General features: G+C 69.4%; 16 protein-coding genes. 9 read left to right on the top strand and 7 right to left on the bottom strand.

Features of this window, described 5'->3' with window-relative positions; translation table 11 throughout:
- Window positions 1–36: 36 nt before the first annotated feature.
- Both ELQ94_RS05500 and ELQ94_RS05495 read right to left on the bottom strand, forming a co-directional pair.
- On the bottom strand, window positions 37–1,134 hold the full coding sequence (locus ELQ94_RS05500; RefSeq protein WP_127048008.1) for a Gfo/Idh/MocA family protein: 1,098 nt from the start codon (window positions 1,132–1,134) through the stop codon (window positions 37–39).
- On the bottom strand, window positions 1,119–1,832 hold the full coding sequence (locus ELQ94_RS05495) for a ThuA domain-containing protein (protein WP_127048006.1): 714 nt from the start codon (window positions 1,830–1,832) through the stop codon (window positions 1,119–1,121). The genes ELQ94_RS05500 and ELQ94_RS05495 overlap by 16 nt, the downstream gene beginning before the upstream one ends.
- Window positions 1,833–2,042: 210 nt before the next feature.
- On the opposite strand from ELQ94_RS05495, the gene ELQ94_RS05490 reads away from it, so the two are divergent.
- Both ELQ94_RS05490 and ELQ94_RS05485 read left to right on the top strand, forming a co-directional pair.
- Window positions 2,043–2,798 (top strand): inositol monophosphatase family protein, encoded by a 756-nt coding sequence (locus ELQ94_RS05490; RefSeq protein WP_243696882.1) that lies wholly within the window; start codon window positions 2,043–2,045, stop codon window positions 2,796–2,798.
- Between the two features lie 61 nt (window positions 2,799–2,859).
- Window positions 2,860–3,357 carry an AAA family ATPase gene (locus tag ELQ94_RS05485; RefSeq protein WP_127048004.1) on the top strand — a complete coding sequence of 166 codons (498 nt, stop codon included), beginning with the start codon at window positions 2,860–2,862 and terminating at the stop codon, window positions 3,355–3,357.
- A 109-nt stretch (window positions 3,358–3,466) separates the two neighbouring features.
- Here ELQ94_RS05485 and ELQ94_RS05480 read toward each other — a convergent pair whose 3' ends face one another.
- A complete protein-coding gene (locus ELQ94_RS05480; protein ID WP_127048002.1) occupies window positions 3,467–4,309 on the bottom strand; it encodes an SDR family NAD(P)-dependent oxidoreductase in 843 nt (280 codons plus the stop codon).
- Window positions 4,310–4,413: 104 nt separating this feature from the next.
- Here ELQ94_RS05480 and ELQ94_RS05475 point away from each other — a divergent pair, with 104 nt between their 5' ends.
- From ELQ94_RS05475 to ELQ94_RS05455, 5 genes are all read left to right on the top strand, one after another.
- Entirely contained in the window at window positions 4,414–5,007 is a 594-nt protein-coding gene (locus tag ELQ94_RS05475) for a TetR/AcrR family transcriptional regulator (RefSeq protein ID WP_127048000.1), read from the top strand.
- A gap of 64 nt (window positions 5,008–5,071) precedes the next feature.
- Window positions 5,072–6,109, top strand: a complete 1,038-nt coding sequence (locus ELQ94_RS05470; RefSeq protein WP_127047998.1) for a LacI family DNA-binding transcriptional regulator — start codon at window positions 5,072–5,074, stop codon at window positions 6,107–6,109.
- A gap of 73 nt (window positions 6,110–6,182) precedes the next feature.
- Entirely contained in the window at window positions 6,183–7,637 is a 1,455-nt protein-coding gene (locus ELQ94_RS05465) for an APC family permease (RefSeq protein WP_127047996.1), read from the top strand.
- Complete coding sequence (locus ELQ94_RS05460; protein ID WP_243696881.1) at window positions 7,634–8,119, top strand: universal stress protein; 486 nt, start codon at window positions 7,634–7,636, stop codon at window positions 8,117–8,119. The genes ELQ94_RS05465 and ELQ94_RS05460 overlap by 4 nt, the downstream gene beginning before the upstream one ends.
- A gap of 108 nt (window positions 8,120–8,227) precedes the next feature.
- Complete coding sequence (locus ELQ94_RS05455) at window positions 8,228–9,808, top strand: ABC-F family ATP-binding cassette domain-containing protein (protein WP_127047993.1); 1,581 nt, start codon at window positions 8,228–8,230, stop codon at window positions 9,806–9,808.
- A 9-nt stretch (window positions 9,809–9,817) separates the two neighbouring features.
- Here the strand turns inward: ELQ94_RS05455 and ELQ94_RS05450 are convergent, their stop codons facing one another.
- From ELQ94_RS05450 to ELQ94_RS05440, 3 genes are read right to left on the bottom strand one after another with little or no spacing between them, the layout of a single operon-like run.
- Window positions 9,818–10,051, bottom strand: coding sequence for a DUF1653 domain-containing protein (locus ELQ94_RS05450; RefSeq protein ID WP_243696880.1), 234 nt, complete (start codon window positions 10,049–10,051; stop codon window positions 9,818–9,820).
- 21 nt (window positions 10,052–10,072) lie between these two features.
- Window positions 10,073–10,702 (bottom strand): alpha/beta hydrolase, encoded by a 630-nt coding sequence (locus ELQ94_RS05445; protein WP_127047989.1) that lies wholly within the window; start codon window positions 10,700–10,702, stop codon window positions 10,073–10,075.
- A complete protein-coding gene (locus ELQ94_RS05440; protein WP_127047987.1) occupies window positions 10,699–11,610 on the bottom strand; it encodes a VOC family protein in 912 nt (303 codons plus the stop codon). The genes ELQ94_RS05445 and ELQ94_RS05440 overlap by 4 nt, the downstream gene beginning before the upstream one ends.
- Window positions 11,611–11,722: 112 nt before the next feature.
- Between ELQ94_RS05440 and ELQ94_RS05435 the strand changes: the two genes are divergently transcribed.
- Both ELQ94_RS05435 and ELQ94_RS05430 read left to right on the top strand, forming a co-directional pair.
- On the top strand, window positions 11,723–12,658 hold the full coding sequence (locus ELQ94_RS05435) for a 5'-3' exonuclease (RefSeq protein ID WP_208007558.1): 936 nt from the start codon (window positions 11,723–11,725) through the stop codon (window positions 12,656–12,658).
- Between the two features lie 159 nt (window positions 12,659–12,817).
- A complete protein-coding gene (locus ELQ94_RS05430) occupies window positions 12,818–13,654 on the top strand; it encodes a siderophore-interacting protein (RefSeq protein WP_127047981.1) in 837 nt (278 codons plus the stop codon).
- Between the two features lie 77 nt (window positions 13,655–13,731).
- On the opposite strand, the gene ELQ94_RS05425 is transcribed toward ELQ94_RS05430, so the two are convergent.
- Window positions 13,732–14,427, bottom strand: a complete 696-nt coding sequence (locus tag ELQ94_RS05425; RefSeq protein WP_127047979.1) for an SAM-dependent methyltransferase — start codon at window positions 14,425–14,427, stop codon at window positions 13,732–13,734.
- Between the last annotated feature and the right edge of the window lie 199 nt (window positions 14,428–14,626).

The raw sequence follows: 14,626 nt of genomic DNA, 5'->3' as shown, positions 1-14,626 counted from the left end.
CTCATTCTGCCGCCGACGCGAGACCGCAATGACGGGTCACCACGTGTCGGGTGCCGCCCCCAGGGGAACAGGTTCCGGCCGCTCGACCGTGCTCGACAGCTCGATCACGCGGCGCTCGGAGCCGGCGCGGAGCACCGCATCCATGATCTCGAGCACGTGGAAGGCAACCTCGCCGGACGCACGGTGCGGGCGGTCCGTCTCGATCGCGCGCGCCATGTCGGCGAGGCCGTACCCGCGCCCGGCGTCGGCGTAGCCCCCGGCCGCGGGCGCCTCGTGCCACTCCGGCTCGGAGCGTGTCGAGAGGGAGACCGGGAGCGAGAAGTGGTTGGGATCGGGTACCGCGATCGTGCCCTCCGTGCCGTAGACCTCGAAGAGGGGCGAGCGCGTCGCCCAGACGTCGAAGCTCACCGTCAGGGTGGTCGTCACGCCGTTCGTGTGCTCGAGGAGCGCCGTCACATGGGTCTCCACGTCCACGGGGATGTGGGTGCCCGCGAGAGGCCCCGTCTCCACCGTGCGCGGGCGGCGAGAGCGGGTCGTGAGCCCCGAGACGCGAGCGACCGGTCCGAACAGCTGCACGAGGCTCGTGAGGTAGTACGGCCCCATGTCGAAGAGCGGGCCGGCACCCGGCTGGTAGTAGAAGAGCGGCTTGGGGTGCCAGCGCTCGTGCCCGGGTGCCGACCAGTGCACCTGCGCAGCGACCGCCTCGCCGATCGCGCCGCCGTCGAGTAGTGCTCGCGTGGTCTGGATACCTGTGCCGAGCACGGTGTCCGGGGCGCTGCCGATGCGGAGGCCGCTCGCGGCGGCGGCCTCGAGCAGCGGGAGGGCCTCCGCGGGAGACAGGCCGAACGGCTTCTCCGCGTACACGTGCTTCCCGGCACGCACGGCGCGCAGGCCGATCTCGACGTGAGACTCCGGCGTCGTGAGGTTCAGGACAGCGTCGACACGGTCGTCCGTGAGCAGTTCGTCCACCGTGAGCGCGGCAACGCCGTGCTCCGCCGCGACCGACCGAGCGAGCTCACCGTTCCGGTCCGCGACGGCCACGAGCTCCAACCCGGGGAGGCGGGGGATGGCTTCGAAGTACTGGGCGCTGATGTTGCCCAGCCCGATGATGCCGATGCTCAGCGGGCCGCCCACAGCAGGCCCCTCTCGATGATCGTGCGGACGTTGGTGTTCTCGAGGATCTCCACCCGGTGTCCCGGCGTCGACACGAAGATGCGGCCGGCGCCCCACTGTCTCGTCCAGATCGCGGGCGACGTGACCTCTCGGTTCCACGGGTCCCACGGCCGCACGGCCTGCGTCGTGGTCGCGAGCACGTCGATGTAGTCGTCGTGCAGCACCCAGTACTGCTCGGTCGTGAGCTCGAAGTCCGCGATGCCGGCGGTGATGGGGTGTTCGGCTGCGGCGTCCGTCATCTGGATCAGGTGGGGGACGTAGTTGTCGGACTGCTCGCCGGTGCGCTCCTCCGGGGCCTTCCCCGGGTGGGACGCGAACTGGCCGCCGACGAGCTGCAGGTAGTCGGAGGTGTTCCGGTACGAGTCGGCGATCCCGCCGTGCCAGCCCGCGAGGCCCGTGCCCGCCTCGACAGCGGCGCGGAGGCCCTCGAACTCCTCCTTCTCGATGGTCGACATCGTGTTGGCCTGCACGATGAGGTCGACGGAGCCCATGTACTCAGGATCGGCGTAGATCGCGGGGGACTCCTCGATGCGCACGATGAAGCCGTTCGCCTCGAGGAAGGGGATGAAGAGCTCGGTGGCCTCGACGGGCTGATGGCCGTCCCAGCCGCCGCGCACGATGAGGGCGGTTCGCGGGGGATGCGGATGCGGGGTGGTCATGTCGTCCTCACTGACGGGCGGCGTCGGCCGCGGCAGGGTGCTCTGGTGATCAGTTGCGCAAATCGACGGGCGCGGCGTGCGCAGAGCGAGTATGCACATCCGATCCGCGCGGCACAAGGCTCGACCGTTTGCGCAATCGGCGGAGCCGTCGCGATGCGAGGTGGTTCAGGGCGCCGACCGTCGTCGACGTCGACCGGCTAGCCTCGCACCGTGGACGACAAGACTCTCGCTCTCTCCCTGGTGGCCGACGCTGCCGATCTGGCGAACGTGATGCGACTCGAGGGCATCGCCGCCGAGCGGAAGTCGTCGGCAGCGGACCTCGTGACCGCTGCCGATCGGGCCGCGGAGGACCTCGTGCGGAGCATGCTGCAGAACGCGCGGCCGCAGGACGGGCTGACCGGCGAGGAGGGTGCGGCGTCACCGTCGAGCAACGGACGCCGGTGGGTCGTCGACCCGGTCGACGGCACGTTCAACTTCGTCTCCGGGCTGACGGGCTGGTGCAGCGCCGTGGCACTCGAGGTCGACGGCGACGTCGCCGTGGGGGCCGTGCGTCGCGTCGTCCCCGACGAGACGTGGGTGGCCGCCGGCGGACGCACCGAGCTGAACGGTCGACCCGTGAGCAGGCTGCGAGACAGGGCGCTCGAGGAATGCAGCGTCGCGACCTATCTCGATGCGGCCGACCTGGGCGATCGATCCCGGTTGTCCGTGATGTCGAGCGTCATCTCCGGGGCGGCGACCGTGCGTATCAACGGTTCCGGTTCGTGCGACCTCGCGGACGTGGCTGCCGGGCGCATCGGGTTGTGGATCCAGGCCGACTGCGCCGAATGGGACTGGCTCCCGGGCCGCGCACTCGTAGAGGGCGCCGGCGGCGCAGCGGTCGTCGTCGAGCGCGCGGGCCATCGGTGGCACCTCGCGGGCTCGCGCCGGGCCGTCGCGGAAGCGGTGGTGCTCGTGAACGCTGTCTGAAGCGAGGATCCGGACCGCGGCTCGAGCGCTACGGTCGATTCAACGGAAAGGGCGGGCGAGGATGCGACCACTGGTGATCTCGGGCGGTCCCGCCGTGGGCAAGTCGACGTGCGCCCGTCGCCTGGCCGAGGAGCAGGAGCGCGGAGCCTTCATCGATGCGGACGACATCCGGCAGCTCGTCGTGGCCGGTGACGCGACGCTCTGGAGCGGTGAGGAAGGGCGAAAGCAACACGTCCTTGCCGCCCGAAATGTGGCCGCAGTGGCCCGCAATCTGGTGGAGGCCGGGTTCGTTGTGACCATCGCCGACGTCGTCACGGTCGAGGCGCTCGCCGCCTACCGCAGGGAGCTCCCCGAGTGCATCGTCGTGCACCTCGCGATCCCGTTGGAGGACGCGCGCGAGCGTGCGGCGACACGCAGGGTCTACCTCACGGACGACGAGTTCGATCTCCTGCACGGCCTCATGGAGACCCCGCCCGAGGTCGACGTCGTGATCGGTGTCGCCGGGTTCAGCGTCGACGAGCAGACCGATGCGATCCGGCGGGCCTGGGCGTCGGCGTGACGGACGGATCGCGCCGCGGGGCCGGGCCGGATTCCCGAACCCGCGTTCCGAGCGGCTGTGCGCGTCCGTGCCTTCGTCTCGAGCGGGCCGGTCGCGACAGCGAGAGAGCTCACGGAGTCGAGAGGCGCGGGACGTCGGAGGTGGAGCGTGTGCGTCGTGCTGGATCCGTGAGCCGATGCATCAGCGCTGCGATGGACCGTCGACTCAGGACTCGCCCGAGGTTCGCGCTGAGCCTGTTGGAGAAGCCGTCGATCACGCTGGGGCCGGGATTCCTGCTCTCCAGGTGCGAGAGCGCTGTCGAGACGACGTCATCGGCGGTTCGCATCCGTGCTCCCGCGGTGGCGTCGTCGGTGCCCACCACCGCGTTGAACTCGGTGCTCGTCGCACCGGGGGAGAGGGCGAAGACGGTGACGCCGGACGAGCGCGTCTCGGCCCACACGGACTCGGTGAAGCTCAACACGAAGGCCTTCGCCCCGCCGTAGACCGCCATCCGTGGGGTCGGCGTGTAGGCGGCCATGCTCGCGACGTTGATCAGGAAGCCATCGCCGGCCGCGACCATGCCGGGCAGGAACGCAGAGCTGATCTGCACCGGTGCGTGGATGTCGACCGCGATCTCCTGGGACAGCCGGCCGGGCGCCTCGTCGATGAAATCGCCGAATGTGCCGAAACCGGCGTTGTTGATCACCCCGGTCACGCGACGGCCGGCCGCTGCGATCGCGGATGCGAGGTCCGTGCCGGCAGAGGGCGATCCGAGATCCTGGGCGATCGCCGTGACGGTCACTCCGTGGGCCTGTTCGAGTTCGGCGGCGAGCGCCCGGAGGCGGTCCTCGCGGCGGGCGACCAGCACGAGATCGGACCCGCGACGGGCGAGCGCGCGGGCGAACGATGCGCCGATGCCAGACGACGCTCCGGTGATGAGGATGGTGTGGTCGGCGTAATCGAGAGCGGGCATGAGGGTCTCCTGAATCGTGGGCGGCGGATGCGGCGAGCGTCGATCTCGACGGTATGCCAAACTGGCACCGAGTGTCAATGAGGCATCGAGGCTAGGATGTCGGCATGGGAGTAGAGACAAGCCTCTGGCAGCGATCGCGCCAGGCGGCATATGACGAGATCACGAGTATCGCGATGGGCTTGTTCCTCGACCAGGGTTTCGAGCAGACGACGATCGACCAGATCGCGTCGACTGCCGGAATCTCTCGCCGTTCCTTCTTCCGATACTTCGGAACGAAGGAGGACATCGTTCTGGGAGACCTCGCGAGCCAGGGTGAGCTCGTCCGGGCGGCGCTCGAGGAGGTGCCGTCGACGGTCGGGCCGTGGGAAGCGTTGCGCGAGGCGCTTCATGCTGTCGACGCACTCGCGATCGATCCCGACGTCACGATGAAGATCGCGACGATGATGTACGGAACGCCGTCCCTTCGATCGCGGAGCATCGAGAAACACCTTCATTGGCAGACGCTCCTCATGCCCGACATCCGTCGGAGGCTCGGAATCGCCGAGGACGACCTGGCCGACCCGGCGCCGGGTGCGATCGTCGCGAGCGCCATCGCCTGTCTCGATGCGGCGGGCGAGGTCTGGGTCAGAGGCGGCGGGCGGGATGACCTCGCGACGCTCTACGATCGGGCGGTATCGGCCGTGCGCGGCAGGTCGTGACCGCATTCCGGCGACCTCGGAGACAACCGTGGCGTGATCGACGCGCAACCATCGGGGGACGGTCATGACGGACGCATCGCGCGTGACCCTCGCCGACGTCGCCGCGGCCGCGGGCGTCAGTACCCCGACGGTGTCCAAGGTGCTGCGCGGTGCGACGGACGTATCGGCGAGCACACGCGATCGTGTCACCGCGATCGCGCGCGAGCTCGGCTACGAGCGCTCTCCCGGCGCTCGCCCGCCGGGGCGCTTTACGGACGGATCGCCGCGCCTCGTCGACCTCGTGGTGAGCGTTGTGGAGGGATCGTGGGCCAACGGCATTCTCACGGGGGTCGAGGAGGCCGCGACGGACGCCGACCACGACGTGGTCATGACGATCGCGCGGCCCGGTCGCGACTGGGTGGCTCGGCTCCTCCGGCGTCCGTCGAGCGGGGCGATCGTGGTGCTCGTCGACGCGACCTCGACGCAGCTGAGCGCCCTGCGTGCGGCCGGCATCCCTGTCGTCCTGCTGGATCCGATGAGTCCGCCGCCGCAAGGCGTCGCGAGTGTGGGGGTCACCAACTGGGAGGGCGGACGTCTCGCCGCCGATCACCTGATCGACCGCGGACACACGCGGTTCGGTCTCATCGGCGGCGAGCGGAACCACCTCTACAGCCGTGCGCGGCTCGACGGTTTCCGTTCGGCTCTGGCTGCGCGGGACATCGCCGTCGACGAGGCATTCGTGGGTGCGGCGGGTTGGGACCGGGACGAGGCACGCGACCTCGCCGTCGAGCTGCTGTCGAGGCCGGACCGGCCCACGGCGATCTTCGCCGCTTCCGACATGATGGCCATCGGTGTGTACGACGCGGCACGCCACCTCGGGCTGCGGGTACCCGACGACCTGAGCGTCGTCGGCTTCGACGACATCCCGGAGGCGTCCTGGGCGACGCCCGGCCTCACGACGGTTCGGCAGCCCCTGCACGAGATGGGCGCGAGCGCGCTCCGCATGCTCCTGCGGCTCGGCGAGCGGCGCGCTCTCGACGTGAGGACGGACGATGGGCCTCGCATCGATCTCGCCACACGTCTCGTGATCCGGGACTCGACGTCGGACGTCCCGACCCCTTGATCCGGTCCGATCAGACGTCAGCGCCTCGTGTCGACCCCTCTGGCGGACGGATTTCCTGGAATAGCCTCCCGCCATGTCGAGCACAACAGCGGACGACCAGGTCGACGCATCGAACAGTGAGCTGAAGCGGTCCATCACCGGCCGACTCCTGTTCTTCTACGTCCTGGGCGATGTCCTCGGATCGGGCATCTACGTGCTCATCGGCGCGGTGGCCGGCGAGGTGGGAGGCGCGTTCTGGATCGCCTTCGCCGTGGGCGTCACGGTCGCGACGATCACCGGTCTCGCCTACGCGGAGCTCGTGACGAAGTACCCGAGGGCGGCCGGTGCCGCGCTGTACGTGAACACGGCGTTCCGGAAGCCGGCCCTGACCTTCCTCGTCACCATCTGCATGCTGTCGGCGAGCTTCGCCGCCACGGCCTCGCTCGCGAACGGATTCGCGCGATACTTCGGTACCGTCGTCCCCGCGTCTCCCGCCCTCATCGTGACGCTCGTGTTCATCGTGCTTCTCGCCTTCGTCAACTTCATCGGCATCACCGAATCGGTCGTCGCGAACCTCGTCATGACGATCATCGAGATCGCCGGCCTCGCGATCGTGCTCGTCATCGGCGTCATCCACGTCTCGCAGGGCGCCGCCGACTTCGGGGTCCTCGTGCAGGTCGACACGGGGGATACGTTCCCGATCTTCGCCATCGTCGCTGGCGTGGCTCTCGCCTTCTTCGCCATGACCGGCTTCGAGAACGCTGCGAACGTGGCGGAGGAGACCGTGAATCCGGCGAAGACGTTCCCCCGCGCCCTCGTCGGCGGCATGATCGCGGCCGGCGTGATCTACGTGCTCGTGGCCATGACCGCGGCGCTCGTCGTGCCCGTCGACACGCTCGCCGAGTCGGATGCCGCGCTCCTCGAAGTGGTCGAGGCGGGCATCCTGCCGGTCTCCGTCGCCGTCATGGCTGTGGTCTTCGCGATCATCGCCATGGTCGCCATCACGAACACGACTCTCGTCGCCGTCGTCACCCAGTCGCGCATCCTCTACGGGATGGCGCGCGAGGACATCGTGCCGAGCATGTTCGGCCGCATCCACCACACGCGCCGCAGCCCGTGGGTCGCGCTCCTCTTCGCCGCCGTCGTGGTCGCGGCGCTTCTCATCGTGGGGGCGATGCTCAACGACGCGATCGGGATCGACATCGTGACGACCCTCGCCAACGTCACCGTGGTGTTCCTCCTCTTCATCTACGGCCTCGTGATCGTGGCGGCGCTGAAGCTCCGCGGGAAGGACGAGCACGGGGAGAGCTTCCGTGCCAACACGCCGCTTCTCTACGTCGGACTCCTCGGCAACGCCGTACTGCTCGTCTACGTGATCGTTGACGACCCGAGCTCGCTCCTGTGGGTGGCCGGGCTGCTCGCGGTCGGCGTGGTGCTCTACATCGTCGAGAAGGTCTTTGGGCACAAGAAGACGCCGGGGGTCTCGACGGGCTCGACTGCGACGGACACAATCGACACACGTTCGAGCAACACGACGAAGGAGGAATGACCATGCGTGTCATCGTGGCGACCGACGGGTCGAAACAGTCCTTGGCGGCCGCACGCCAGCTCATGGCGTTCGCCGACCCGCAGAAGGTCACGGAGGTGGTCATCGTCGCGGTCGTCAGCCCGCGCGCGGCCGTGCCGTTCGCGAACGAACTGACCCGCTCGCGCGGATCGTCCGGCGACCTCAGCTTCCGCGAGGAGGCGAACAATGCCCTCGCCGTGGTCGCCGATGTCTTCGACGGATGGGGTCCCAAGGTGACGAAGAAGGTGCGCAGCGGCTCGCCGGCCGCCGAGATCGTGAAGGCCGCGGAACAGCTGGAGGCCGACCTCGTGGTCGTGGCGAGCGGCGGGAAAGGCCTGAGCGAGACGATCCTGCTCGGCAGCACGGCCCAGCGCATCCAGCACTCCGCGCCGTGCCCCGTGCTCGTGTCGCGCCCCACGCCGCGCACGACGCCCGCCCGTCGGCGTGCGGCCGCCACCGGCTGAGCGTCGGCGGGAGCACCGGTCCCGGGGCGACGCCCTGGTGAGGGAGACTGGACACGGCTCCCGACGCGCGGGGGCGTCCCGCCGCCGCGGGAGGAGAGGTCCCCCCGAATGAGCCTGGTCCGACTGAACGACGTGCACGTCCGCCTCGAGAACACGCAGATCCTGCGGGAGGCGTTCCTGCGGCTCGAACGGAAGGATCGGGTCGGCCTCATCGGTCGCAACGGCTCCGGCAAGACGACCCTTCTGAAGCTCGTCCTCGAACAGGTGCAGCCCGATTCCGGCACCGTCGTCGTCGACCCCGGCACCCGGATCGGCTACTTCTCGCAGTTCTCCGAGCTCGACGGCACCGCGACGATTCTGGAGGTCCTCGACGGCCTCTTCGGTGAGGTCCACGCGGTGGAGGACGAACTCGCCGCGATCGAGGCGTCGATCGCGAACGGTCCCGACGCGAACGCGCTCGACGACCTCATCGGCCGCCAGTCGGAGCTCTTCGGCGAGATGGACCGGCTCGAGGGGTGGGACTACCAGCGCAAGATCGACCAGGCGCTCACGACGCTCGGTTTCCGCGAGGAGCACCGCACACGACCGATCGACGAGCTCTCCGGCGGCTGGCGGAACCGCGCGGCCCTCGCGAAGATCCTCCTCGAGGAGCCCGACGTGCTGCTGCTCGACGAGCCCACGAACTTCCTCGACGTCGCGGGTGTCGAGTGGCTCGAGTCGTGGTTCCGCAGCTTCGACGGCGCCGCGATCATCGTCTCCCACGACCGGACCTTCCTCGACGCCGTCGCGACGCGCATCGTCGAGGTGGAGAACTTCCACTTACACGAATACCCCGGGAACTTCGCCGAGTACGTCGTGCAGAAGCAGTTCCGGCTGAAGACGCTGCAGCAGCAGTTCCAGCACGAGTCGGAGCTGCTCGCGTTCGAGGCCGAGGGCATCTCCGACCGCCGCGAGGCCGCGAAGAACAAGGGCAAGGACCTCGGCAAGCAGCTCGCCGGCATCAAGAAGTCGCGGGCGCCGCGGCCCGTCGACGAGATCATCACCGAGATCTACCGCGGGCTCCACATCAAGGACGTGCTGTGCCGGGTGGAGGGCATCTCGAAGGCCTACGGCGAGCAGCAGCTCTTCGACGGCGTGAGCTTCGAGATCCGCCGGGGCAACCGCATCGTCGTGATCGGCGCGAACGGCAGCGGGAAGAGCACGATGCTGCGTGTGCTCACGGGGGAGGAGCGAGCGGACGCCGGCTCGGCCACGTGGGCGGCGGGGGCGAAAGTCGTCTCCTACAACCAGGTGCTCGAGGAACTCGACCTCGACGACACCGTGACGCACTCCGTCAACGCCATGCCGGACAGCCTCGCGCTTACGGCGACGCGGAAGTCGGTGGGGCGGTTCCTCGCGATGTTCCAGTTCTCGGAGGCCGACCTCAAGAAGCGCATCCGGGAGCTCTCCGGTGGTCAGAAGGCGCGCGTGGCGATGGCGCAGTGCCTGCTGTCCGGTGCCTCGGTACTGCTGCTCGACGAGCCGACGAACCACCTCGACCTGCCGAGCACCCAGGTGATGGAGCGCGCCCTCGTGCACTTCCCGGGCGCCGTCGTGGTGGTGAGCCACGACCGATTCTTCACGGACAAGGTCGCGACGCGCTCCGTCGTCTTCACGGGCGACGGCGAGGTCGAGGTCCGCGCGGTCTGAGAAGAACGGTTACGCGATGCGGCGGAAGCGCGGGCCCGCGTAGCCGTCGCGCTCCACGTGCTCCGCGAACATCGCGAGCGGGCGCACCCAGAACGAGTAGTCGCCGTAGAGCGTGCGGTAGAACACGAGCGCCTCGCCCGTCTCGGTGTGCGTCCCGACCCCGACCACCTCGTAGCGTGATCCCTTGAAGTGCTCGTAGATGCCGGGTTCCACGCTGTCATCAGTCATGCTGTCGTCGCTCACCGCGTCATCGTATCGAGCGGATCAGACGGTGGTGTGCGCGTCGAGGAACGCGCGCACATCGGCGAGCTCCTTCGCGTGGATGCCGTGCGCGAGACCCGGATAGACGCGTTCCGTGAGCGACGAGTGGCCCGGAAGCCATTCGGACGTCGGGGCGATCGCGTGCTCCGTGATGACACGGTCCTCCGCACCGCGACCCCAGAATACCGACGGGCGCGCAGTCGCGAGTGACTCGTCCGCCGGTTGTGGCACGGCCAGGACGAAGCCGCCGAGGATGACCGTCGCGGCGGCTCGATCGGGTCGGGTGCGCAGGAGCTGACTCGCCATGAGTCCGCCCTGCGAGAAGCCGATCGGCACGATGACGGAGCCGTCGTCCACGTTCTCGTCCACCCAGGCCCAGACCGCGGCCGTCGCCTCGGCGACCGCGTCCGGGTCGGGTCGGCCCGGCGTCGTGATCGGCACCCACGCCGCCCCGCCGCCCGGCATGTCGAGCGGAGCGCGGAGCGACGCCCAGCGTCCCTCGATCGCGAGGGGCTGTGCGAGACAGGCGAGATCGTGCTCATGCGAGCCGTAACCGTGCAGGAACAGGACGACGGGCGAGTCGACGGACGTCGAGTCCCACTCCGGCGACCGCACGTCGCGCAGCCGCGTCATCGGGCGAGGAGTTCGTCGGTGGAGAGGTCGGGCAGGCTCACGGTGACGACGGTACCCCAGGGATCGGTGACGGTGACCGTGCGGCCGTCGCTCGCGAACGGCAGGGCCTGAGCCGTCAGTCGCGCCTGCAGGGCGGTGAGCTCCTCCGACGTCGGCACGGTCACGGACACCTCACCGAGCCCCAGACTCGCAGCGCGCGGGCCCGCCCCCGCACTGTTCCACGTGTTCATGGCGATGTGGTGGTGGTAGCCGCCGGCGGACGCGAAGAGCGCTCCCGGGTACTCGTTCGTCGTGATGCCGAAACCGAGAGCGTCGACATAGAACAGCTGCGCCGTCTCGATGTCGCCCACCTGCAGGTGGACGTGGCCGACCCGGCCTGCGGCGGACGGCCCGGCATCGAGCGCCTCCTGCGAGACGAAGCGCTGGAGGTACGCATTCGGGTCGAGGTACGTCGTGGTCATGTGGATCCGACCGTTGTTCCGGATCCAGTCCGTGCGTGGTCGATCGCGGTACAGCTCCACACCGTTGCCCTCGGGGTCGGTGAAATAGAACGCCTCGCTCACATGGTGGTCGCTCGAGCCCGCGAAGCGGCTGCGGGGGTCTTGCGCGGCGCGGTACACCGTGGCGGCGAGGGCGGGCTCGTCGTCGAAGAGGAACGCCGTGTGGAACAGGCCCGGTTGCCGGGGATCGACCGCCGGCAGGTTCGGCGTGTGGATCAGGCGGACGAGAGGAGTCGTGCCGCGACCGAGCACGCGGTGCACCTCGTCGCCGCGACTCCTCTCCTCGAGGGGCTGCATCGCGAAGGCGTTCGCGTAGTACGCGCTCATGTTCTCGAGGTCGCCGACCCGGAGCGTGACCGCGCCCATCGACGTGGCGTCAGCCAGAAGGCGTTCATCGGTGGGGGTCATGGGGTCCTCGCGTTCCGTAATTGCTTGTAGCTTCAACTATACGGTGCAACGGGGGGCGGGTCGATCGCATTCCCGCGGGGTCGGATGTCGCCTGATCGTGTCAGGATCACGTATGGCCGATCGACTGATGCTGCTCGACACCGCGTCCCTGTATTTCCGCGCCTTTCACGGGTTGCCCGATTCGATCACGCGGAAGGACGGCACGCCCGTGAACGCGATCCGCGGGCTGCTCGACATGATCGCGCGCCTCAGCACCGACTTCGAGGCGACGCACGTGATCGCCTGCTGGGACGATGCGTGGCGCCCGCGCTGGCGCGTCGACCTCGTGCCGAGCTACAAGGAGAACCGGCTCGACGAGTCCTCCACGGCCTCGCGCTTCGTCGAGGTCGTGCCGGAGGGGCTCACCGCGCAGATCCCGATGATCCGCGAGGTGCTCGGGCTCGCGGGGATCGCGATCGTCGGCGTCGAGGACCATGAGGCGGACGATGTCATCGGTACCTACGCGAGCATCGCCGACCTGCCCGTCGATGTGGTGACGGGGGACCGCGACCTGTTCCAGGTGGTGGACGACGACCGCGACGTGCGCGTGATCTACACGGCGCGGGGGATGAAGAACCTCGACGTGCTCACCGAGAAGTCCGTGGTGGCGAAGTACCGCGTGCTGCCCGAGCAGTACGCCGACTTCGCGACCCTGCGCGGGGACGCATCGGACGGACTGCCGGGCGTCGCGGGCATCGGGGAGAAGACGGCGGCGTCGCTCCTCGGCGAGTACGGCACGCTCGCGGCGCTGCGCGAGGCGGCGGAGGACGGCGACGCCGACCTCTCGGCCTCGGTACGCGGCAAGCTCACGGCGGCGGCGGACTACCTCGACGTCGCACCGACGGTGGTCGCCGTGAAGCGTGACCTCGACGTGCCGTCGCTCGACGACGCGCGGGCTCGGCTCCGCCCGGTCGCGGGCGACGACCGCGACGCGCTCGAGCGCCTCGGCGACGAGTGGAACCTCGGCGGATCCCTCACGCGTTTCCTGGCGGCCCTCGACGCGCACTGAGTCGCGCTGCCGTCGCTGAGCCCGCCAGGCGTTCCCCGAGCCTGTCGGAGGGACCCGAATTCTCGGGAGGGAACCACGCTTCGACGAGCTCAGCGATCGGTGGTCGGAACCGAGCCATGCATCGGTGTGATGGGATGTAAGGGTCACCTAAGGAGTCGCATGTCGATCGTCACCCCGTTCCCCCGCCCGCCGAAGCCCGCTCGTCCGCAGGTGACCCTCGAGGTGCTTCGGCGGGAGCAACTGAGCCCGCACCTCGTGCGGATCGTGCTCACGGGAGAGCAGTTCGACCTCTTCGAGGCGAACGGGAAAACGGACGCCTACGTCAAGATCATCTTCGTGAAGCCGGAGCTGGGCCTCACGCCGCCGTTCGACATCGCCGGGCTGCGGGAGACGCTCTCGCCCGAAGACCTCCCCGTCACGCGCACGTACACCGTGCGATCCGTGGACGCCGCGGCGCGTACCCTCACCATCGACTTCGTCGTGCACGGCGACGAGGGACTCGCGGGTCCCTGGGCGGACCATGCCCGCCCCGGCGACCGCCTGACCTTCTCGGGCCCGGGCGGCGGCTACGCGCCCGACCCCGCGGCCGACTGGCACCTGTTCGCCGCGGACCAGTCCGCGCTCCCCGCGACGGCTGCGGCCCTCGAGGCGCTTCCGGCCGACGCACGCGGGATCGCCGTCATCCAGGTCTCCGACGCGTCGGAGGAGATCCGCCTCACGGCCCCCGCCGGCGTCGAGGTGCGGTGGGTTCACGACGTCGAACCGTCCGCGCTCGTCGACGCCGTGTCGGAGGCGACGTGGCTGGAGGGTCGGCCGCAGGTCTTCGCCCACGGCGAGCGGGAGGCGATGAAGGGACTCCGGAACCTGTTCCGCGATCGCGGCGTCCTCCGCCCGGAGCTCTCGCTGTCCGGCTACTGGGCGAAGGGGCGCACGGAGGACCGGTTCCAGGCGGAGAAGCGCGAACCGATCGGCGTCATCGAACCCGTCTCCGACTGACATGGCGAGGTGCGCGTGCGGCGTACCATCCGGCTCCTGAGCGTGTCCAAGGGTGATGAGTTCGAGCGGTCGTAAGGTCAGCGAGCGGCCGGTTTGCGGGCCAGGAGCGTGGCGTCCTCGATCTCCCTCTCGATGCCGTCGCGGATCGCGGTGCGGGGGCGCTGTTCCGCCACGAGGATCTCGGCGTCGTCGGGCAGGACCGGGATCAGGTCCTCGGCGAGGAACGTCGCCCGGCGGTGGCTGTCCGACAGCTGCGTGAAGTGGGCTCCCGGCGCGTGCCCCACGATGAGGAGGTGGCCGCCGGGTGCGACGGCATCCCACAGGCGGCGCGCCACGTCGACCATGCCGCGGTCCGGCGGATGCAGGAAGTGGGTCGTCACGAGGTCGAAGGAACGACTCTCGGCCTGGAAGTCTCGCGCATCCACCTGCCACCAGGTGACGTTGTCCGCCACACCCGCGTCCTCGGCGTTCCGCGCCGCGCGAGCGAGTCCGTTCACGGAGAAATCGGCACCCGTCACGGTCCAGCCCCGTGAGGCGAGCCAGATCACGTCGCCGCCTTCGCCGCAACCCACGTCGAGCGCCGAGCCCGGGGTGAGCTTCGCCGCCTCGGCGACGAGCTGGGCGTTCGCGTTCCCGCTCCAGATCGACTGCTCTCCGGAGTACCGCTCCTCCCACGCGGGCGGCTCGAACATCTCGGTCGCAGGCGGTGGCGTGGTCTGGCCGTGCCGGTCGGTGGTGCCGTGTTGATGCGTGGCGCCCTGCTCGTGGTTCATGATCGTCACGCTAGGCCTGCCGTGCCGGAACCGCGAGCTCTCTTGCCATTCCGGCAACCCGCCGTAGGCACTCCACCACACCGCGGAAGTGCGGACTCTCGCCCCCTCGCAGCCCGAGATGGGGGCGAAAGTCCGCACTTCGGCCGGGGAGAGGGCAGATGTCCGCACGTCGCGGGTCACGGGGGCTGGCGAGTCGGTC

Source organism: Labedella endophytica (assembly GCF_003990045.1).
Lineage (GTDB): Bacteria > Actinomycetota > Actinomycetes > Actinomycetales > Microbacteriaceae > Labedella > Labedella endophytica.
The sequence above is the reverse complement of the archived record's forward strand: the minus strand, read 5'-3'. Positions and strand labels throughout refer to the sequence as shown.